Below are 21,079 nucleotides of genomic sequence, written 5' to 3' on the forward strand. Positions count from 1 at the left end.
CCACGATTTAGTGGGCACGTTTTCGGGTGGGATGAAGCGACGTGTGAATTTGGCTTGCGGCGTGTTGCACGGACCCGAGGTTCTGTTGCTGGACGAGCCCACCGTGGGCGTCGACCCACAAAGTCGCCAGCGGATCTTTGCGATGTTGGCGGAACTGAACGCGGAAGGCACATCCGTTCTGTTGACGACGCATCACCTGGACGAGGCCGAAAGCCAATGCGACCGGATCGTGATTGTCGATCATGGCAAAGTGGTCGCGACGGGCACGTTCGAAGAATTGGTTCGCCAGACCATCGGGGGTGATCGTGAGGTGACCATTCGCTTGGATCAACCACTGCGCGGACATGGGAATGAACCGCTCGCCATGGCTGGTTTGAGCGTGACGGCGCGGCCGGGCGAGAACATGGTGAGCACCAAGATGGCGGAGGTTGCGATGGGATTGCCGCGATTGATCGATGCACTCAGCCAAGCGGAATACGGCGTGCAAGATGTGGAGGTCCAATCACCGACGCTGCACTACGTGTTTTTGCATCTGACCGGCCATGCACTGCGGGACTGAACATGGTCTGGAAAGTCATCGAAATTCATCTGCGTCGCCTGCTTCACAACCGCATCGAGTGGTTGTTGACGTTCGTCGTGCCGATCGCGTTCTTCAGCATCTTCGCGTTGATTTTTTCTCGCGGAGTAGGAGGCACGCCGCGTGTGAAGGTGGCGTTGATTCGCGAGGCGAGTGCGAATTTGGAGGTGGAAACAGGTTCCACGTCGCTGGCTTCGCTGCAGTGCGACCAAGTGATACAGACCCTGCGTGAAAGCGAAGGGTTGAGGCTGGTCCAGGACAGCGACGAGAACCCGGCGCTGGATCGAGCTGCGGGAGAAGACTTGGTCCGCCGCGGTTCTGCGACGATTGCGATTGTGCTGAACGAAGACGACGAGGAGTTGTCTGCGGAGTTGCTCAATGACGCCTCCGATCAAGTCGCCAGCCAAGTGGTTTCCGCGTTGGTGATGCGAGCGATGTTGATGGCCAAAGCGGGACCGGCTCAAACAAGCCACGGTTTGTCAGATGACGGTCCGGCGGGGTTGGCGGGTGCGGGATCCTCACCCAGTGCTGAGACCAGTGACAAGGCGGACGCCGATGAAACAGCCAATGTGAAACAGGCGGCGTTCGCGGAGTTCGTTCCAACGGCGGCGAGGGAGAACGCAGGGCTCGGAACGGACGCGACGGAATCGGAGGCGTTTGCTTTCAAGGCACCGCTGGCACCGCCCGAGGTGACCATCGTCAACGTGATGGGCCAGGACAAATCCAATCCCGTGATCAGCGTTTACGCTGCGGGCATCGCCGTGATGTTTTTATTGTTTGGTGCGACCAGCGGCGGTGGCGTGCTGTTGGAAGAACGCGAAAACCAAACGTTGGAACGGTTGCTGTCGACACAGATGACGATGGATCATTTGCTGCTCGGCAAGTGGTTCTATCTGACGATGCTAGGATGCGTGCAGGTCACGGTGATGTTTGTGTGGGCTCAGTTGGTGTTTGGGTTGGATTTACTCGGCAACCTCGACGGGTTCGTGATGATGACCTTGGTCACCTCTGCGGCGGCCGCCTCGTTTGGATTGTTTCTGGCGACGTTGTGCAAGACTCGCGGGCAGCTCAATGGGTTGTCCGTTGTTGCTGTGCTGACCATGAGCGCGTTGGGCGGATCGATGGTGCCGCGGTACGTGATGAGCGAAGGTTTGCGCGACGCCGGGCTGTGGACGTTCAACGCTTGGGCACTGGATGGTTACGACAAAGTCTTCTGGCGGGAGCTGCCGCCCAGTGCGTTGCAGCCGCAACTCACGGTGCTGATGGCGACCGCGTTTGGGTTGTTGGTTCTCGCCCGTTTGCTAGCAATTCGCTGGGAAACTTCTTGAGAACTTCGCCGTTTTCGATGCTGGAAACATGGACGGGTTGCCTATCGTGAGACTCCTTTCGACCCAACAAACAGGGTTGCTTGGCGCGTCGTTTGCGGGAAACGACTTGCTTTTTGGGTGATTCACCAGGCATTGATCGGGGGTGGATCTTTGCCGTCATTCTTTTCAGACATGCCTTGCCGCAATGGGATTCCATCATGACCGAAAAAATCCTTGCTCATCTACGATGGTTGCGACGCGATCTTTTTCAAACGCCCGTGGCGGGCAGCCGGAATGGTTTGGTGCATTCTGGTCCGAGATCGACCAAAGCGGGGGCGAGTGCGCGTCCGAACGCCCACACGTGGAAGCCGGGCGATTGGGCGATTTATCGCAAGAGCAAACGCAGCAAAGTGCCGGGGCCTCGCGCGTCGAGCGTGAAACCCAACTTGAAGGGCGAGACCTACAATTACGTCGTCGAGAAGTTTTGGATGGTCGACGAGGTCAATTCAGATGGCACGCTGACCATGCGAACGACCCGTGGGAAGACGCACCGCGTGTCTGCGGATGATCCCAATCTGTCTCATCCCAGTTGGTTCGCTCGGCTGCGTTGGCGTGAGCGATTTGTGGCGATTGAGTCCCACCTGGGCACCTCCACCTACGCCGCGTGAGAATCTGGCGTCCGGCGTCCTCGTGACGTCGATTCATTGCCGACGTTGTTTGACGCGTCGTTTGCCGTGGACGTGAATGGTAGTGGACAAGGCAACGAGTCCTTCCGCATGCCAGGGACTCGTTGCCTCATCCATTACCAAGTGCTGCAAGTCACAAATCGACTTCCCCCAAAACTTCGTTTCGGGAGAGGTGCGTCATGTGAAAACACGCTGAAAAACGGCGTCGATCAATGGCACGACCCCGGGCGGATGCAGCAAAGCCACACGACCCATCCGGTCAGCGCAAGTGACGCTATTTAGCGATCTTTTCCAGCAGCGCGGCCACAGCGGCGGGATCATCCGATTCACGCAGTTCTTCGATGCGTGCTTCGGGGACACCAACCTTCTCCAGGTGGCTGCACAATCGCTTCCAGACCGTCGCCCGCTTCTTTCCCTCGCTCAAGTAGAGCTCGGTGACCGCTTCTTGGGCTTTTTGCAGCCCAATGGCATCCCGGTTCTGGTAGTAGTTCCGGATGATCTTTTCTTGATGCGACGTCCGATTGGGAGCCATGAGCAAGCCTAGTTAGCGTTGGTTTCGTTTTTCTTCCGCTCGAGCTGCTTGCAGGGCAGCCGCTTCGCGGGACAGTTTGAACTCCGGTCCAGCCGGGAAGTACTGCACATCATCTTGCAAATAGTACGGGCTTGGAAGGGTTTGGCCGTTGAGCGAAACCTGACATCCGGTGTTGGTCGCCAACAGGGCAGCGAGAGCCAATGTGCCGATCGTCCCGCGGGTGATCCACTGCGTGTTCATCTTGTTTTCCATCGTTGTACGCCCCAACGCGTAAGGGTTTCGGACCGAACGGCTCACGCAACGAGAGCCCGTCTGCCTGAAATCGGTGACAGAATCGTTATCGGCGGAATTACCGGAAAACCTTGACAGGATTCGAGAAAAAGGTTCGGGAGAGCAATTTTTGTTGCGATTGGCATGCCCGTGCACGTTTCCTCGCGGAGGTCCGAGAGACCGATGCCGGAACACAAAGGGTTGCCCCGGATGGGGCCGTCGTGGGAGTTGGGGGAGTCCCTCGCTCACGCATTCGGGTTGTGATGGGGGCCTCGGCGGCCCTGACGGGCCAGAGTGCCCATCCTCCATGCGTTGAACCAATTCACCCTCCCTGCAGGGAGGGTGAAGTAAGTGCCATTGGGCGGAAGCACCGAGAGACCGATGCCGGAACACACACGGTTGCCCCGGATGGGGCCGTCGCGGGAGTTGGGGGGAGTCCCTCGCTCACGCATTCGGGTTGTGAGGGGTGGCCTTGGCGACCCTGACGGGGCAAGAGTGCCCATCCCACATGCGTTAAAACGTCATTGACGACTCAATCAACAAGCCGCCGGGGTGATTGGGGTGTGGTCGACTGACTTGGAAGTCCATCGTACGTCGGTGCTTGGAGTGCCGGTGCAAAGACGATGCAAGGTCCGGTGTGTCGCGTCCGTTTCCCGCCGCGGGCCCAATTCGGCGTGACTCCCGGTCGACGATGGGGCACAATGGGAACATGCACACGAAACACAGGGGTGAGACTTTGTTGTCCAACATGATTGATCGACGCCGGTTCTTGCGAGCCGGATTGGCCGGAGGAGCCGCGATTGCCGCTGGAACCGTCGCCCCACGCCCCGCTCACGCTGCCAGCCGAGCGAAGTGGGAAGAGGCCATTCAGCGTGGCCTGGAGTGGCTCAGCAGCAAACAATCGTCGCGTGGCCAGTGGAACACGACGGTCTACCCAACGGCCATGGCAGCTCTGTCCGGCACCGCTCTGATTGGCAGCGGCAGCACGACGACTCAGGGACCCTACGCTCGCCAAATCGCTCGAGCGTCGGATTTTCTGATCAGCAAATCACGCAGCAACGGCCTGATCGGTGACCCGCAGACCGATTCTCGCTACACGTACGGGCACGGCTTCTCGATGCTGTTCCTGTCTCAAGTTCTCGGCGAAGAAGGGCTGCTCGATCGCCGCGAAGAGTTGGTGGATGTGTTGGCCAAAGCGGTCGAGTTCAGTGGCAATGCTCAAACCGAGGCCGGCGGTTGGGGATATGTCTCGGCCAAAGAAGGCAACGACTTCGACGAGGGCAGCACGACGATCACCCAAGTCCAGGGTTTGCGAGGTTGCCGCAACGCGGGGATTCCCGTCAGCGGTGAAGTGATCGACAAGGCCAAGGAGTACATCTATCGCTGCAAGAATCCCGATGGCGGCATCAGCTACAGCAGCCGGCAAACGGGCAGCAGTCGTCCGGCGATCACCGCCGCGGCTCTGGCGGCGCTCTACAACGCCGGCGATTACGACAGCGAACACGTGCCCGACATGTTGAAGTACAGCAAAGAAACGCTGCATGACATCAACAACGGGGCTCGCGCGTTCGGTCACTGGCACTACACGTACCTCTACTACAGCCAAGTCGTTTACCGGCAAGGCGATGAGTTGTGGCTGCCGTTCCGTGATCGTCTGTATGACCGAATCGCGGCCGAGCAGAAACCGGATGGATCGTGGGAAGGCCAGATCCACCCGGTGTATGTGACGGCATGCAATCTCATCATGATGCAAATCGATCGTGGATTTCTGCCGATCTATCAACGCTGAGGCCGACGATGGATTTGGAATCGTTCAGCCGGCGTGTGCTCGGAATCCTAAAACGTCATTTCCCCAGCGAAGGCTTTCAGTTGGGCGAAGAGTTTGGCGTTCTGACGTGCGGTGAATTGCAGTTCGGGCTGTCGAACTTGTTGGCGCAGTACCAGCAGTCAGGGTTTTCCGACGAGGAGCTGGACGAAACCGTCCGTCTCACATTTTCGCGAATGTTGGAAATGGTTCGGACCGCCGACAACGTGCTGCCTGGTTCCTGGGAAGAAGCCAAGCCTCGATTGCGAGTGCAGTTGTGTCGCAGCGACATCGACGCGCTCCGCAAGGCGATCACGTTTCCCTTTGCCAGTGATGTGACCAGCAGCGTGGTCGTCGATTCGCCGCACGGGTACGCCTACATTCGGCCGGAAGACGCCGAACGCTGGGGCCAATCGGTGGTGGATTTAATCGAGGTTGCGAAAGAGAACTTGTTAGCGGAATCGCTGGATTGCCCCATGGGCGTGGTCGAGGGGCCACCAAAATTCATCGCGATCCAGTCCGGTGACGGCTACGACGCGGCCAGAGTCTTGCTGCCAGAAATTCGCGCGCGTTTGATTGAGGAATTGAGTGACGAAACGGACGATCCAAGCATCGAACCGGCTGCGATTGTCGGGGTGCCCAACCGAGATTTTTTGATCGCTTGGTCGGCTCACTTGCCAGCCGACCTGCAACAGCAATTGGCGCAAACCGTCGCGGATGATTCTCATCGGCAATCGCATCCGCTGTCGGAGCAAACGTTTCGCATCACCGCCGAATCGATCTGGCCGATTCACCCGTAGGAACCAGTCGCAGCCGGATTCGCCAGACTTCGGTTTTGCGACGATTCCTGAACTCGAGCCAGTCCAAACTCTCATTCAGTTGGAAAGCTTTTCCATGATCTGATCGGCCGAGCGTCGCAGCAGGACATCGTCATCGAGTGAGCCGTCGATTTTGCGAATCGCGTGCAAGACGGTCGAGTGGTCTCGCCCGCCGAACGCGTCGCCAATCTGAGTCAGGCTGTCCTCGGTCAGGCGTCGAGCCAACCACATCGCCAGCGAACGGGCGCGAACGATGTTTTGGCGTCGGGAGCCACTTCGCATGTCGGCGGATTTGACTCCTAGTTGGCGGGCCACCGCGGTGGTGATCGCTTTGATAGAGATGGACTGGGAACCGCCGGAAGTTTCGATCGCGGACTGAACCGCTTCGGCACAGATTGGTTGTTCGTGCATCCGGCACCACAGCGCGACTTGTTTGATCGCGGATTCGAAAGCGCGCACGGTCGAGTCGGCTGGCAACCCAGCATCGAGCAGTGACAAGGCTTCGGGTTCAACCTCGGGCAAATGAGCCAGCATCAATTCGCGAAGGATGGTTCTCCGCGTGTCGCCGGCGGGCGGATGCAACGTCACGGTCAAGCCCGGCAATGTGCGGCTAACGAGAGCAGGCCGCAGCCCGCGAACTTCGGACGGCAATCGGCGGCAGGTGACAATGGTCAGTCGTCCTTCCGCGTCGCGAGCTTCCAAGCGTTGGGCCAGCTCTTCTTGAGCGGGGGCCTTGTCCGCGATCAGGTGCAAATCATCCAGCACCAGGATCGGAACCGTGTCCAGTTTTTCGCGAAAACGCGGCATGTCTTTCGAATCGATCGAAGAAGCAAATTCGCGTGCGAAGTCAATCGCCGGTTGGTACAGGACTCGGCTGGAAAGCACTCGCGAGGTCACGCCGGACGGGCCGCCCTGGGCCGTGTCTTTGTCCAACTCCATCGCTTCCCAGACGTTGCTGATGCTCATCCGTTTGGACAAATGCAACGCGAGCGCCGTTTTGCCGGTGCCGGGTTGTCCGACCAACAGCATCGGGCGAGAGATCTCCAGCAGCGTTTCAATCGGGTTTTCGCAGACGTAACCCGCCAACCGATTTTCATCGCCGCAATAAAACAGCGGGATAATCGGGCGAATGATATCACTGTCGCGGCGGCGTCGACGAAGCGACGGGCGTTCCAGCGCGAAGGAGCTGACGTTGGGAGGCGAAGCGACCACGGCGAACGGCGGTGAACGGGTGAAGCACGAAAAGTCGTGCCGCGTGATTGGGAAATCGCGACGGGCAAAACATGCGTGGGGACGGTCAGTTGGAGCCGACCCGGACAGATTTTGTCCGGCCGAAACTGCTGACCCAGCTCCACTCTAGATAGAACGCTCGCTCACCGCTATCCATTTTCCACCGAGTTATCCACAGTTGGAAAACCTTCTGCCTTTGAAAATTGGCGAGAAATCAGCTCGATCGCCCGGTCAATTTCAGCCTTGGTGGAAAACCGCGAAACGCTAAAACGGAGGGCGGAATCGACCAGGGACTTGGAAACGCCCATGGCCAGCAAAACGTGGCTGGGCGGGCTGCTGCCACTGCTGCACGCCGATCCGCTGCTGCATGCCACCCCGGCCATGTCCAACGACATCAGCAGGCTTTGTCGATCGGCACCGGGCAGCGACAGGCAGGAAGTCGACGGCAAACGAGGTGCGTCTTGGCCATGCACGACGCAGTTCGGGTGCCGGCGGACGAGTTCCGATTCCAGGTGGTCTCGCAATTCCGCCATGTGCTCGGCGGCCGTGGGCTGTTGCTCGCAGGCGATGCGGATGGCTTCTGCCGCGGCGATGACCAGAGCAACCGGTTCGGTGCCGGGGCGAGCGCCCAATTGTTGCTCGCCGCCACGCAGAGCCGCGCGGACTTCCACTCCCGCGTCCAGCCACAAAAAGCCGACTCCCGTCGGACCGTGCAGTTTGTGAGGCGTGATCGTGGCAGCCGAGATTCCCCAGTTGGTCAGATCAACCGGGACTTTGCCAACCGACTGTGTCGCATCGACATGCAGCGGCACCCGAAATTCACGGCAGATTTTCGCGGCGGCTTCGATCGGTTGCAGGACACCGGTTTCGTTGTTGGCAGACATGATCGAAACGACGGAGACCGATTCCGGAGCATCGCCCGACCGGGTCACTCGATTCAATGTCTGTCGCAGGGAATCCAGCAGGATGATTCCGTTGGCATCGACGTCGACCCAGTCCACCGGACGACCGGATTGCTCTTGGGCGGCTGCGGCGGCGAGGACGCTGGGATGTTCGATCCGGCTGACCACGATTGCACCGTCGGGGTCTCCCAGCCCAGAGATCGCCAGATTGTTCGATTCGGTGCCACCGCTGGTGATCAGCAATCGAGGTGCGTGCACGCGAGTCAGGTCGCTTCCCAGGCAACGGCCGATCAAATCCGTGGCGGCTTCCAGTCGAGATCGAGTTTGTTGCCCGAGTCGATGTTGGCTGGAAGCGTTGGCGGGCGTTTGAGAGAAAGCCTCCGCCAAAACACGAGCGACCGCGGGATCGATGGCGGTCGTCGCGTTGTTGTCGAGATAAATCATGTGTTTTCAGCAGGATCGACCGATGAGCGGTCTTTCTTCAAGGATTGCAGTTCCGGGTTGTTGGGCGATTCTTCGAGTGCTTCGGCGAGCAGAGCGTCGGCCAGTTCGTCCCGCTCGGCGTCTCGCATGTCACGAATCAGGCTGACGTATTCCTCGGCCAAGTAATCCGCGACGGTGGTTTTCAGCGTTGCCACGTCGTTGACATCGCGAGCCAATTCCATCAATCGTGGGATCAGAATGTAGAGTTCGCGATCGGCCAATTTGGCGATGGTGGGCCAGAGTTGTTGAGCCAGCTTGGGGTGATTCTTGCTCCACTGCTTCCAAACCGGACTTCCCCCGTCCATCAGCCGAAGGTGATCCAACAGCAACGCGGGGTCATGCGGTTGGGATTCCTGCATCCCATGACTGAGTTCTGCCAAATCCCAGCGATCCGGGATTTGATTGGGCATCGTCAAAATCTTGGATTGGGTCAGGTACCGTGCGGTCTCGGGGGTCGTACTGGTGCGGCGGATGGGCGTGATTTGCCAGTGAACCAGCGGGATTTCATAGAATGAGAAGTGACGGGTTTGGAAATGGTTGGGGGCGAATTCGGTTCCTGCCACGTACCCAAATGTCCGAACCATCACAAACAGCAAGCCACCGAAGATCAGCGACTACACCGCGATCAGCAGCAATCGATAGCCCGCCGCGAATCGTTTCCGACGTCGCGATGGCTGGGCGGACTGAGTCGCGGATTGGGTGGCGGTGGAACCAGAGGACGGCGAGGCGGAGGTCGCTGACATCGTTGAAATATCCCGGCAGACGTCAAACAAACGGTTTGGTAGGTTCGCGACTCGTCATTGTTTGTCCCGAAGCCCCTTATTTTCCAAGCGTAGCAAAGATGAATGGGTACGCCACACCTTGGGCCGGCCGTCGAGCCTGGGCCAACGCGATGCGGCAGGCCCCCGTGGCAGCGTCATGGAGCAGTCCCACACAAGGGCAACTGACCGAAACACAACGCTCGACGCTCGCTCAAAAACGCTCATTCGTGGCGCCCGCGGATGCGGCTCAGCGGGCCAGCGAGTCGAACGCGATGGCTTCCCGTTTATCTGCCGCGATTTCGCAGGGCCCGCTCCCGGGAAACAACGGGGAAGGCGATAGCGATGGCAAAAGCGGTGGAGCGAATGCCGCTGTCGTTGATCCAGAGGCCGCTGTCGTCGATCCAGAGGATCGTGTGGCCGCTCGGGCCCGGGTCGAAGCGGTGCTGTTGATCGCGAAATCACCGCTGAATTACCGTCGTTTGGCTGCTTTGGCTGATGTGGAGGATGCGACCTCCGCTCGGACTCTCGTGGGGGAGTTGAACGAACTTTATGACCGTTTGGGGCGTGGGATCCGGATTGAACAGGTTGCCGGTGGCCAGCGGATGATGACGCGGGCGGTTGTGGCACCTTGGCTGCGCCGACTTGGTTTTTTGGCTCCAGCGGTCCGGCTGAGTTGGCCGATGATGGAAACGCTCGCCGTGGTGGCTTACCGCCAGGACGTCACGCGGGCAGACGTGGAAGCCGTGCGTGGTGTCGCGTGCGGCGAAATTCTGCGACAGTTGATGCAACTGGATTTGGTCCGGATCAGCGGTCGCAGTGAAGAGCTTGGACGTCCCTACCTTTACGGGACCACCAAACGTTTTTTAAAAATCTGCGGATTGGCATCGATAAAGTCGCTGCCGCCGATTGACTGGCACGCATCCTGCGATGATGTTTCTCAATCTGCCGACGGCGAGGTTGAAAACGTTGCCGACGAAGAGACTGCCGACGAACTGAAATCGAGAGATCCCTCTCAAACTGAATCCCATCCTCGCCGTGAATCCTCTTGCTCTGAATCTTCCGAAACGAATCCTTCAGAAGCCGAGCATTTACACCCCACCAAGGAGTCTGACGTGAGTGTCGCCGCGATCGAAACTCTCGCCACTGAATTCACCGTTTCTCCCGATGCCGATCCATCCGGCGCCGTGGCTGTTTTGGATGCGCCTGCGTCCGATGCAGATGCGGCGTTGTCGAGTGATCCGTCGGCCGTGATCGAAGACGAAGAAGACGATCTGTATGAAAACGGATTCGATCTCGATGACGAGGAAGACGACGACTTCGACGACGATGACTGGGATGATGACGACGAAGACAGCGACGACGAAGACGAGGACGACGACTCGGATGACCTCGATGATGAAGACGAGGACGACGATGACCTCGACGGCACCGACGACTGGGAAGAAGTCGACGACGACGAAGCCGACGAAGACTGGGATGACGAAGACGAGGAAGATGGACTCGACGATGACGATGAAGAATGGGAAGACTGATCGTCTTCTTTAGTGGTTTGTCAATTTTAATAGTGCGGGGCGATCTTTGGGGGCGAGGCGACGAGTCATTTATTTGGGCGCCATTTCAGGACTCGTCGCCTCGTCCACTACGCTAGAAAGCCAGTTCAGGACTCGTCGCCTCGTCCACTACCCTAGAAAGTCGTGACAGACCACTAAGCCGGAGCAAGCCGCTTTGGCGTCGCTCAGGCAGATTCTCTCAAACCACACCGGCATCGACTCGTCACGGCGAGTCCCTTGTTTCGGTCGCAACGATCGCAGCGGTTTTGACTTTCAAGGCAGGTGCGAAGGTGACATCGGGGATGTGAGCCGTTTGGCATTCGCGAGGGAGAGGGCATGGGATGTGGCGCGTGTTGCACTCCCCCGGAAAGCTCTCTGAACGCTCGCTTTCCGACCCCTCCCGCTGCGCGGGCGTGCAGTTTTACTTCACCTCCCTTTGAAAGGGGCGGCACGCTCCGTGTTTGATGAGGTGTTTTTTCAACATGGACCAATTGGTGACCTACCTTTGAAACGGTAGCTGTTCCTTTGTATCGCAGTTGATGCGTGAAACCATGTTTGAAACCACCCAATCCAAGCTGTTGATGGTCGAGCCCGAGCAGGTCTTGGCTGAACTCGCGACGTTCCGGTTGGAACTCTTGGGGTATCGACTTGATGTGGTGGGCAGCGGAGCGGAAGCACTCGACCGCCTGCGTCATGAAGCAATCGACTTGCTGATTCTGGACACCAAGTTGCCTGAAGGCGACGGTTTGGAATGGCTGACCGAGCTGCGTTTGGAATTCAAGGCCGAGCAAGTTCCCGCGTTGGTGTTCTCGCTCGACCCGAGTCTCGAAATGGTTCGGCGAGCCTATTTGGCCGGGGCTCAGGATTACCTGATCACCCCATTTGATCCGACCGTGCTCGAGGAGAAGGTGCAGCGTCTGCTGTCCTCTCACGCTGAGACCGTTTGATCGCACATCACATCACCCACTTTCCACTTCCCAGTCTTCCCGACGGACTCGCACGATGAAACGCATTGGCGACATCTTGGTCGAATTGAACATTCTGACCAACGAACAAATGGACGCTGCCTTTGCGGGAAAACCACGCGGCGTGATGATCGGCGATTGGTTGGTGCGGCAATCTTTGATCAGCAATGCGCAGTTGGGCGCGGCTCTGTCCGAACAGTTTTCGGTTCCGTTTGTTGACATCGACTTTTCCAGCGTGAACCCGCAAGTCGCGCGTTTGCTGCCTGAGGACTTTGCTCGCTCTCAAGCGGCGGTCGCAATCGATATCAGCGACCGCATGCTGACACTGGCGATGGTCGCGCCCGATGACATCGAAACCATTGCCGAAGCCGAGTTGATGACCGGCTACAAAATCCGACCCGTCGTTTCACTGGAAGAAGACGTTCGCGATTTGCTCAATCGCATCTATGACGATCGTGCGTTTGCACGGCAGACCATCGTCGACATGAAGTTCGCCGAAATGGCCGAATCGGGCGAGGTCACCGAAGAGGATGAATTGGCGATGTCCGTGGTCAGCCAAGAGGACGCGCCCGTTGTCAAACTGGTCCAAGCGATCTTGTCCGGTGCCGTTTCTGCAGGAGCCAGCGACGTTCACTTGGAACCGCATAAACCCGAGATGCGTGTTCGCTACCGCGTTGATGGTGAGTTGCAGGTCGTGATGACCATCCCCAACCACATCGAGGATTCGGTCATCAGCCGCATCAAGGTCATGGGCGACATGGACACCACCGAGAGTCGGCGTCCACAGGATGGTCACCTCACGGTTTACGAAAACGGCAAACGAGTTGGCTTTCGGATCAGCGGCATCCCAACCGTGGATGGTCAAAAGTTGGTGTTGCGGTTGCTCGATGAAGGCGGCCAAACGTTTGATTTGGCCGGCATCGGAATGCCTCAGCGTGACTACGACGCGGTCCGCCGCGTGATCGACAAACCACACGGGATGTTCGTGGTGACGGGACCAACGGGAAGTGGCAAGAGCACAACGTTGTACGCCGCGTTGCAACATCTCAACGACGACGACCGAAACATCGTCACGGTCGAAGACCCGGTGGAATATCGCTTGCCGGGAATCAACCAAGTCCAAAGCGATAACGAATTTGGAATGGGGTTCGCCAACGCATTGAAGTACATCATGCGGCAAGACCCCGACGTGATCATGCTGGGCGAAATTCGCGATTGCGAAACCGCGACCACGGCTGTCCAGGCGGCTTTGACGGGTCACTTGGTGATCAGCACGCTGCACACAAACGATGCGGTGGGTGCCGTTCAGCGACTCGCTGACCTGGGCGTCGACAATTTTAAAATCGCCGGCTCGTTGCTCGGCAGTGTCGCGCAGCGTTTGCTTCGCTGCGTCTGTGAAAACTGCAAGGTCGATGCACCAGCGAACTTGAATCTGCTGGAAGCATTGGACCCCGAGCAATGCGTCCCGCGAGACACCACGTTCGTTCGTGGTGCCGGGTGCAAGCGATGTTTGGGAACCGGGTTTGCCGGGCGAATGCCGATCTTTGAAATCATGCCGCTGAACGCGGAAATCACCGCGGCCATCGAAGCCGGTGTGCCAAACTCGCAGTTAGAAGTCATGGCTTATGCCGCCGGAATGGTGCCGCTTCGCCAGGCCGGATTAGAAGCGGCCGTCGCCGGAAAGACCTCGCTCGAAGAAGTCTATTTCAAAACCAGCGGCGATCGACGCAGCACCACATCGACGCCGGTCCAAGGTGGCCGGCGGTCGGTGGATCAACCCGTCCCCAGTGCCATCGCCTGATTCTTCATCTGCCAGCCTGGCTGGTTGGATCATTCTTTCATCGTTTTCGTTTTTTGCCTTGGTGACATCCCATGTCTTTCCCAGCTAGCACGACCAACACGCCCACCACCGGCGGTGTGATGGGGTTCTTGCGAAAGCTCAACTCAATCGAGGTGGGCGGCCCTAAACGCGGCGTTCCCAAAGGTTGTGAGTCAACTCGAATCCCTCCGGTGCCACTGGCTCAGTTGATGCGGATGATGTTGATGTTGCTGCAGAACGGTTTGACGTTGCCCAAGGCACTCGGTTCGCTCGCGATGGACAATTCCAGCCGCAAGTACAGCAGCGTGCTGCTGCGGATGCGAAGCACGATCATGGCGGGCGGATCGATCAGCGATGCCATGGCGCGCTATCCACGAACGTTCAACAAAATGCAGGTCCAACAAGTCCGTTTAGGCGAGCGAAGTGGTTCGCTCGAAACCGCCCTGCTGCGGGTTTGCGAACAGGTTGAACGCAAAGTCGCTCTGCGAAAACGGATCTTCAAAAAAGTCAGCTACCCAGTCCTGATCAGTGTGGCGGGGCTGGGACTGATGGTGTTCATGTGCGTTGTCGTCGTGCCTGAATTTGAAACCGTTTACACCGCCAGCGGCGTTGATTTGCCTCCGGTGACAAAGTTCGTGACCGGCCTGAGCCGGTTCATGCTAACCAAAGGTTTGTTCGTTTTTCCATTGGGGTTCATTGCGGCCGTGCTGTGGCTCATTGGCCGCAGCAAACCACGCATCGCGGCCAAGATGGACGCCGCGTTCCTACAGATTCCGGTTGTCGGCCCCTGGCTTCGTGATGCGGCGGTGTTGCAGTTCATTGAAGCCACGTCGGCCATGGTCCAGTGCGGTTACAAACCGATTGAAGCCATCGAGGTCGCTGCCACCTGCGTCAAAAACCGCTGCGTCCGAAGTGCGATCGAGGACATCAATCACGGTGTCCGTCGCGGCGAAAAACTAAGCGTTGAGCTTGGCCGCTACGAACGATTCTTTCCTCCAACGCTGTGTCAGCTCATCGGTGTCGGAGAGCAATCCGGCGAGTTCGCTCGTTCGTTGCAAGGCACCTGCAATCACTTGCGGGAACGCTTGGAAGCTCGCATTGATGCATCGGTTGCGATGCTGGAACCCATCCTCACGATTTCGTTGGCGGTCATGATTGGCGGCATGGTGCTGTCGATCTACACGCCGATGTTCCACATGTTTGAAGTGCTCGAATGATGCGTGAATCACTCTCCGACCAAGCATCGCGATTTTGTCACTCGCGACGATTCGGCTTCAGCATATTAGAGATCATCGTTGCGTTGACGATCGCCACCATGTTCGCCATGACCGGTTTGGCGTTTGTGCAAACGCATGGTGAGACCGCGAAATCACGCGCGTGTGAAGCCAACCGGTCCATGTTGCAACGCGACGTGGAATTGTACGAAAGCGAGACCGGGCGATTGCCCAGTCGAACGCTTCGCGAATTGGCTGATGAAGACTACAGCGGCGTGAACTTGCCCACGTGTCCCGTGTCGGGGGCAGCCTACGGGTTGGACCAAGGCGATGTGATCTGCCCGACTCACGGCAAGTGATCAGCGAATGGAAATCGCGGTTTGCAGCGGACGCAGAACACTGTCGATCAAGTATTCGTCAACCAAATCACGGCATAACTGAGACAGACGCGTGAATTCGTCCGCGTAGTTTTCCTTGGCACCCAAGGAATCGTAACGCCGGACCATCATGTAGACGCTGAGTTGTTCTTCGGTGAATTCGCCGGTGCGGATTTGGAAAGCACCCGTTCGTGATTCGAAGCTGATCCGGCACTGGGTCTTGCAGTCTTCGTCCAAGGCAAACTGCACCACGGGTTCATTGGACAGCAATTTTCCGTACGGCAGTTGGGTGAACTTTTCCAGTCCTGGCGCGATGCCAATGGCCTCCGTCACGATCTCGTTGTGGTTGCCTTTGCACGCAAAGTCAAACCCGAGCATCACCGTCAACGCTTCACAGTCGAGCGGACTGACCGACAATTCGTAGGGCACCAATTCCAGGACCGCTCGGTGCTGCTCGCAGGCGTCTTCGTAGGTGGTCGGGCTGACCATCCCGCTGTTGATTCGTTTCGGTTCAACGGACACCCAGCGATACGCACCGCTGTCCTTTTCCTTTTCTTCTTCCAGCACGTATTCGTCTTTTTCACGCGCGTAGAAGTTTGCCATCTTGGGGTAACGACGCTGGACCTGTTCAAAGTAATGCAGGACGGATTCACGACCTTGCGGCAACTCCATTTCGGTGGACAGATTCATGTTCACGTAATATTCGTCGCCGAATGCGCCGTAATCACTCATATCGTTTTCACTCAATGAAAGGCTGGTTGACGGATGAACGTCAGGGAAGAGAACGCTCCGTTGTAGCCGTTGCCGATGCCATCGGCCAGTCACTGCGGAACCACTCCGCGGCATCTCCGTTTTTCGAACTGAGCCGCCACGACAAATCATACCCCGACGGGGAAGCGAGGGAGAACGGCGATTTCTCAATCGTCAACGTCATTGGTGCCACAACAAATCATAACCCGACGCGTGAGCGAGGGACTGCGTGCCATTGCAACGAGCCTGTGGGGCCCTCGCTCGCGCGTTTTGAAGTTGCGTTTTTCTCAAAACCCGAAGCGTCAGCGAGGGAAAAATGCGGTTGACTTCGCCTCGCTGACGCGTCGGGTTATGAAAAAACAATGCTTCCGCAAAAGCGCAACTTCAAAACGGATTCGCTCAGGAATCACTCCGCGGCAGATTGTTCTCTCGCATTTTGTCATGCGTTCGTTGGTGAGGCGTCTGCCCAAGGCGGGCTTTCTCACGCCGGGTGCGGCACGGGGGCCAAATTTCCGATTGGGACTTCGTTTTCTTCCATCGCATGGTCGCTGAGGCGGTAAGGCAAAATCACCCAAAAGGTGCTCCCACGCCCCAGTTCGCTTTGAAAGTCGATTTCGCCACCCAGCAGAACGGCGAGTTCTTTGACGATCGACAACCCCAAACCCGTGCCAGCACATTCGCGTGACAGGCCGTCGCCATCGAGCACCTTTTTGCTTTGCCGAAATTTTTGGAAGATGATTGGTTGGTCTTCGTCGGCCACCCCCACCCCGGTGTCCGTCACTGACAGGCGGAAACGATCGTCGTGCAGGTCGACGACTCGAACCGTGATCATGCCTCCCTCGGGAGTGAACTTGATCGCGTTGCTGAGCAGGTTGTTGAGGATTTGCCCCAGTTTGTTCGGGTCTTGGTAGGCGACTGGCAGGTCATCCGGGACTTCGACCGACAGCGAGATGTTTTTGTCCTCTGACAAGGACTGGATCATATCGCACTGAGCGCCGACCAAGCGAGACAGTTTGAACTCGCTGCGGCGAACTTCCATCTTGCCCGCTTCGACTTTCGCGAGGTCAAGAATGTCATTGATCATTTCCAACAACAGGCGTCCGCTCTTTTGAATGTTTGATGCGTAACGACGTTGCTTTTCCGACAGTGAGTCGATGCCCTGCAGGACTTCCGAGAAACCGATGATGCTGTTCAGCGGCGTGCGCAGTTCGTGACTCATGTTGGCCAAGAAGTCGGTCTTCAATCGGTTGGCTTCGTAAAGCTGCAAGTTCAATTGCGCGAACTGGTCAACGCGTGCGTCGAGTTCTCGGTTGACGCTTTGCAATTGAGTTTGTGTTTCGGTCAGGTGACGCAGCATCCGGTTGAACGCATCGGCCAGTTCCCGGAATTCGTCGTCAGTGGAGATGTTCGCACGTTGGTTGGTATCGCCATGCGTGATCGCGTCACTGACGTCACGCAGGTGCAGCAGCGGTTGCAAAACCAAGTACCGAACAATCGCATGCAGCACAAACAGAGTCACAGCGACAATGAACATCGCGATCGAAACCACGATGGCTCGGATGCCCGTCATGTCCTTGACGATTTTGTCATCGGGCATGCTGACCCGTTTGACTCGGTAAGGCAATTGCGAGGCAAGCTTGGCCGGGTCTTCGTCCTTGGACAACGAGATGATCTCGCCGCTTGGAACATGACAGGGAACACAGTCGTAAGTCATGAAGACTGGTTCGTAGTAGACATAGCGTCCGTTGGTGGGACCAAGTTCTTTGAAGACGGGACGGTTGGCGGGGCCAATTCGGCTCATCGCCGCGTCGTCGGCCAAATCAACTGCTTTGCTCAGGTCAATCGGATCATCAGACAGCAAGCGTTCCAAGCGGGCTCGAAATTGAGGTTCGAGATCTTGCAGCAGTCGCAGTTCGCTTGGGGCGGTGGGCAGGATCGGGGAGGAGAGGTTCTCGAACGGTTGTGGGTCCTCCAGCCCCAAAATGTCAAACTCGATGTCTTGGCTGAGCAATTGCGAGCGGAGGTCAGCGATCTTCTGTCGGGTGATCTCGAGTTTGTTTTCGGGCAGGTGTTCGGTGTAGGTCGCTGCGGCGTGGATCAGCATCATCTCCGTCGCGGCCGCGTCTCGGGCTTGCTGCTGAGTCGTGCTGCTGACCCAGCGGTCGGCCAGCAGAAACACCATGCAAAACGCTCCGCACATCAACACGACGAGCGCTGAGCCAAAGAACAGCAAGCATTTGCGTTCCAGACTCATCGATGAAAACAGGCTTTGGATGAACCTCAGCATGAGCTTCCGCGGGAAGGCCCTGGGGCGGCAAGAAGGTCGTGGACAATCATTCAGTGTGACCGAGAAGACGGAGAGCCGGAAAACTTCATTTTGACGAAAACCGCAGGCCACGACGAGACGAATCCAGCGATTCGTGCTCTCAACCAGTCGTTTCAACTGTTTTATTTGGAATAGGTTGCCTTTCGCGGCATGGAGAATGGTCCGTAAATCACCGCGGAAAAGCTTGTTTGCCCCCCTGGCCACAACTACGATGCGAAACTAACTCACGATCCCGTCGGATCACAATACGCCTCCAAATTTCCCGCCTTCTGACTCTGAGAATACGATGAAACGTTCCCTTCGCCTTACACTGCAGTGGACGTTGGTGGTCTGCATGATCGCCATTTTGAGCGTGAGTCCCGCTTCGGCTGGATGGCTGCTGAAGCGAATTCACAGCAAAAACGCTGATTGCTGTGAAATCGCAGCGGACACCTGCTGCCCCGCTCCAGAGCCGGTTTGCTGTGCTCCGGCACCGGAGCCCATCTGCTGCGACCCTGCACCTGTCGCTTGTGAAGCGGTCCCAACCTGCTGTGACAGCGTCGAAATCGTTCCCGCGCCCGTCGTCTTGAGCGATTGCTGCGGTGCGATGGTCCAGCCAATGAGCGAAGGCGTCATGGTCGAACAACCGATCTATGGCGAGTCAACGATTGTTCCTATGCTGGAAAGCGAAGGCCATCCGGTCGAAGGCGAAATCATCGAAGCTCCTGCCATGCCGGTTGAAGAGCCCGCGGACGTCGCTCCACCGGTTCCTGCCGAACCCGAAGCGGAAGAGCCCGTTGTGGAGCCTCAAGCGGATCCAGCAGCCGACGCGGAACCCGAAACTCCGATGCCAGTCGAAGAACCCGCGGAAGAAGCTCCCGTGGTCGATCCGCCGACTGAAGAGCCCGTGATGGAAGAACCAGCCGTCGAAGAACCGGCTGTGGAAGAACCTGCCATGGAAGAACCGGAAACGGATCTGTTCCCTGCCGATGACAACCCGTTCCCGCAAGACGCACCTGCCGAAGAAGCTCCCGGGTTGGAAATGCCAGAGGAACCTGCCACTCCTGACGTCGAAGCTCCCGTGGAAGAAGCACCTGCGGACGATGCCTTCGGCGACCTGTTTGGTGGCGACACGGAAATGCCCGCTGAGCCGGCAACTCCCGATGTCGAAGTTCCTGAATCCGATCCCGTCGATGACCTGTTTGGCGGTGACGCTGCCGATGCCGCGATTCCAGACGAACCTGTGATGCCCGAAGCTCCTGCGGAAGCTCCCGCCGACGACGCCTTTGGCGATCTGTTCGGTGGCGAAGCGGAAGCCCCCGCGGACATGCCAGCCGAGCAACCTGCCGACGATGGCTTTGGTGACCTGTTTGGCGGCGAAGCGGAAGCACCGGCTCAAGAAGCCATGCCACAAGAAGGTGGGCTGGACGGATTGTTCGACGACGCCGCACCGGCCGAAGAAGCACCTGCAGACGGTGGTGGATTGGATGACCTGTTCGGTGACCCACCAGCCGAAGACAGCTCCGACGCTGCCATTGACGATTTGTTTGGTAAAAACCAACCGAAGGTGGCGGAGTCGGAAGTCACTCAAGTCGTGACGGAAAAGAAAATCGCCAAGACCATCGATGTGCTTGACAGCACCAAGACTCGCACCTGGATCGACAACACCGGCAATTGGGGAACCGATGGTCGCCTGATCGAAGTCCGCGAAAATGAAGTCCAGATTTTGAAAACGAATGGCCGCACCTGCACCGTTCCCATGGAACGACTTAGCGAAGCAGACAAATCGTACGTCGAATCGATTCGTGCCCAAGTCAGCGAATTGCTGTTCGCAATGGCTTCGAATGACTGAGCCCGGACCCTCGCGGGTTCGAGTCTGATCGCACTGAAAAACGTTGAACGCCCGGCAGCCCGCAGACTGTCGGGCGCTTTTTTTGTTGTGTGGCTCAAGCTTCGGCCGGTCCCAGCCGAATAGTACGGTATCAGCGATTGAATCGCTTTGAGCAACGAAGAGTCTTCGAAGAAGGCAGGGCTTGACGAAAAAGCACGGGTTTCCTAACTTGCTCAGCTTGTGCAACAGTCAGTCTTTGACCGACTCGAAGCACGTGAAGGCGACGTGGCCAAGTGGCTAAGGCGAAGGATTGCAAATCCTTTATTCGTGGGTTCGAATCCCATCGTCGCCTCTGATGATCGCGCGTGGCTTTGGACGCGGCCCTTCTCAAAGGACCGCAACCGAGCTAGGATCATCGTCCAAATGGGTGCAACGTTGCACGGTCAAGTTCACCCACGCCCTTGTAGCTCAGTTGGTAGAGCAACGGACTCTTAATCCGTGGGTCCTAGGTTCGAGCCCTAGCGGGGGCACTCTTTTCCCCATGAAGCACCGCGAACTGCGTGTTTTGTGGGGTTCTTCATGCGGTTGACCCGTCGTGGCCTCCGCCCCTTCGCTGTGACCCACCCAGCACCCTGCTAAATGGACCGGGTTTGACCATCGGGGGCCGAACGATCACTGGTCGTCCTCCTGATCATCTAGACTCCCGGTCATCCGGATCCGAGAGTTCGCGACCTCGCAACATGAAGTCCTGCTTCATCGCGATCTTGGGGGCTCGTCCCGATCCACTGGCAGATGCGAAACGCGTCGGCAGGAATGATCGGGCAAAACCATGTGAGCCGTTTAGGCGTTCGCCTCGGTGGCACGTGGGAACCGTGGCGTTTGCCAGAACAGTCCCAAT

General features: G+C 57.8%; 19 protein-coding genes and 2 tRNA genes. 13 read left to right on the plus strand and 8 right to left on the minus strand.

The annotated features are described in order from the left end of the window. From ACF8AM_RS21390 to ACF8AM_RS21400, 3 genes are all read left to right on the plus strand, one after another. Positions 1 to 559, plus strand: a 559-nt coding sequence (locus tag ACF8AM_RS21390; RefSeq protein ID WP_392557603.1) for an ATP-binding cassette domain-containing protein, incomplete at its 5' end; no start/stop codon positions are given. Between the two features lie 2 nt (positions 560 to 561). Further along, complete coding sequence (locus ACF8AM_RS21395; RefSeq protein ID WP_392557604.1) at positions 562 to 1,905, plus strand: ABC transporter permease; 1,344 nt, start codon at positions 562 to 564, stop codon at positions 1,903 to 1,905. Positions 1,906 to 2,102: 197 nt separating this feature from the next. After that, positions 2,103 to 2,552, plus strand: a complete 450-nt coding sequence (locus ACF8AM_RS21400) for a hypothetical protein (RefSeq protein ID WP_392557605.1) — start codon at positions 2,103 to 2,105, stop codon at positions 2,550 to 2,552. Positions 2,553 to 2,844: 292 nt separating this feature from the next. Here the strand turns inward: ACF8AM_RS21400 and ACF8AM_RS21405 are convergent, their stop codons facing one another. Further along, positions 2,845 to 3,102 carry a hypothetical protein gene (locus ACF8AM_RS21405; RefSeq protein ID WP_007333356.1) on the minus strand — a complete coding sequence of 86 codons (258 nt, stop codon included), beginning with the start codon at positions 3,100 to 3,102 and terminating at the stop codon, positions 2,845 to 2,847. Positions 3,103 to 3,114: 12 nt separating this feature from the next. Continuing rightward, positions 3,115 to 3,354: a hypothetical protein gene (locus ACF8AM_RS21410; RefSeq protein ID WP_392557606.1), complete on the minus strand. Its 240-nt coding sequence runs from the start codon at positions 3,352 to 3,354 to the stop codon at positions 3,115 to 3,117. Between the two features lie 766 nt (positions 3,355 to 4,120). On the opposite strand from ACF8AM_RS21410, the gene ACF8AM_RS21415 reads away from it, so the two are divergent. Continuing rightward, positions 4,121 to 5,161 carry a prenyltransferase/squalene oxidase repeat-containing protein gene (locus ACF8AM_RS21415; RefSeq protein ID WP_392557607.1) on the plus strand — a complete coding sequence of 347 codons (1,041 nt, stop codon included), beginning with the start codon at positions 4,121 to 4,123 and terminating at the stop codon, positions 5,159 to 5,161. An 8-nt stretch (positions 5,162 to 5,169) separates the two neighbouring features. Next, entirely contained in the window at positions 5,170 to 5,976 is an 807-nt protein-coding gene (locus ACF8AM_RS21420) for a hypothetical protein (protein ID WP_392557608.1), read from the plus strand. A 75-nt stretch (positions 5,977 to 6,051) separates the two neighbouring features. Here the strand turns inward: ACF8AM_RS21420 and ACF8AM_RS21425 are convergent, their stop codons facing one another. The 4 genes from ACF8AM_RS21425 to ACF8AM_RS21440 form a co-directional block, all read right to left on the minus strand. Then, positions 6,052 to 7,206 (minus strand): helix-turn-helix domain-containing protein, encoded by a 1,155-nt coding sequence (locus tag ACF8AM_RS21425; RefSeq protein ID WP_392557609.1) that lies wholly within the window; start codon positions 7,204 to 7,206, stop codon positions 6,052 to 6,054. 167 nt (positions 7,207 to 7,373) lie between these two features. Then, the gene (locus tag ACF8AM_RS21430) at positions 7,374 to 8,570 is read right to left on the minus strand and encodes a cysteine desulfurase family protein (protein ID WP_392557610.1); all 1,197 of its coding nucleotides are present in this window, start codon (positions 8,568 to 8,570) and stop codon (positions 7,374 to 7,376) included. Then, positions 8,567 to 9,193 (minus strand): hypothetical protein, encoded by a 627-nt coding sequence (locus ACF8AM_RS21435; protein WP_392557611.1) that lies wholly within the window; start codon positions 9,191 to 9,193, stop codon positions 8,567 to 8,569. The genes ACF8AM_RS21430 and ACF8AM_RS21435 overlap by 4 nt, the downstream gene beginning before the upstream one ends. Before the next feature lie 30 nt (positions 9,194 to 9,223). Then, the gene (locus ACF8AM_RS21440; protein WP_392557612.1) at positions 9,224 to 9,352 is read right to left on the minus strand and encodes a hypothetical protein; all 129 of its coding nucleotides are present in this window, start codon (positions 9,350 to 9,352) and stop codon (positions 9,224 to 9,226) included. Positions 9,353 to 9,450: 98 nt separating this feature from the next. On the opposite strand from ACF8AM_RS21440, the gene scpB reads away from it, so the two are divergent. From scpB to ACF8AM_RS21465, 5 genes are all read left to right on the plus strand, one after another. Further along, entirely contained in the window at positions 9,451 to 10,902 is a 1,452-nt protein-coding gene (gene scpB, locus ACF8AM_RS21445; protein ID WP_392557613.1) for an SMC-Scp complex subunit ScpB, read from the plus strand. 569 nt (positions 10,903 to 11,471) lie between these two features. Then, positions 11,472 to 11,867, plus strand: coding sequence for a response regulator (locus tag ACF8AM_RS21450; protein WP_392557614.1), 396 nt, complete (start codon positions 11,472 to 11,474; stop codon positions 11,865 to 11,867). A 55-nt stretch (positions 11,868 to 11,922) separates the two neighbouring features. Beyond that, positions 11,923 to 13,686 carry a GspE/PulE family protein gene (locus tag ACF8AM_RS21455; RefSeq protein ID WP_392557615.1) on the plus strand — a complete coding sequence of 588 codons (1,764 nt, stop codon included), beginning with the start codon at positions 11,923 to 11,925 and terminating at the stop codon, positions 13,684 to 13,686. A 71-nt stretch (positions 13,687 to 13,757) separates the two neighbouring features. Continuing rightward, positions 13,758 to 14,921 carry a type II secretion system F family protein gene (locus tag ACF8AM_RS21460; RefSeq protein ID WP_392557616.1) on the plus strand — a complete coding sequence of 388 codons (1,164 nt, stop codon included), beginning with the start codon at positions 13,758 to 13,760 and terminating at the stop codon, positions 14,919 to 14,921. Next, a complete protein-coding gene (locus ACF8AM_RS21465) occupies positions 14,918 to 15,277 on the plus strand; it encodes a competence type IV pilus major pilin ComGC (RefSeq protein ID WP_392557617.1) in 360 nt (119 codons plus the stop codon). Before ACF8AM_RS21460 ends, ACF8AM_RS21465 begins: the two co-directional genes overlap by 4 nt. Here the strand turns inward: ACF8AM_RS21465 and ACF8AM_RS21470 are convergent, their stop codons facing one another. Continuing rightward, on the minus strand, positions 15,278 to 16,027 hold the full coding sequence (locus ACF8AM_RS21470; RefSeq protein WP_392557618.1) for a hypothetical protein: 750 nt from the start codon (positions 16,025 to 16,027) through the stop codon (positions 15,278 to 15,280). A 499-nt stretch (positions 16,028 to 16,526) separates the two neighbouring features. Beyond that, positions 16,527 to 18,332: a sensor histidine kinase gene (locus tag ACF8AM_RS21475; RefSeq protein ID WP_392557619.1), complete on the minus strand. Its 1,806-nt coding sequence runs from the start codon at positions 18,330 to 18,332 to the stop codon at positions 16,527 to 16,529. Positions 18,333 to 18,657: 325 nt separating this feature from the next. Here ACF8AM_RS21475 and ACF8AM_RS21480 point away from each other — a divergent pair, with 325 nt between their 5' ends. From ACF8AM_RS21480 to ACF8AM_RS21490, 3 genes are all read left to right on the plus strand, one after another. After that, complete coding sequence (locus ACF8AM_RS21480) at positions 18,658 to 20,202, plus strand: SHD1 domain-containing protein (protein WP_392557620.1); 1,545 nt, start codon at positions 18,658 to 18,660, stop codon at positions 20,200 to 20,202. Positions 20,203 to 20,460: 258 nt separating this feature from the next. Further along, positions 20,461 to 20,533: transfer RNA gene (locus ACF8AM_RS21485), tRNA-Cys, on the plus strand. 105 nt (positions 20,534 to 20,638) lie between these two features. Then, positions 20,639 to 20,711 (plus strand) — tRNA-Lys (locus ACF8AM_RS21490). Positions 20,712 to 21,079 lie beyond the last annotated feature (368 nt).

Origin of the sequence: Rhodopirellula sp. JB055, from assembly GCF_043100905.1 — a bacterium.
Lineage (GTDB): Bacteria > Planctomycetota > Planctomycetia > Pirellulales > Pirellulaceae > Rhodopirellula.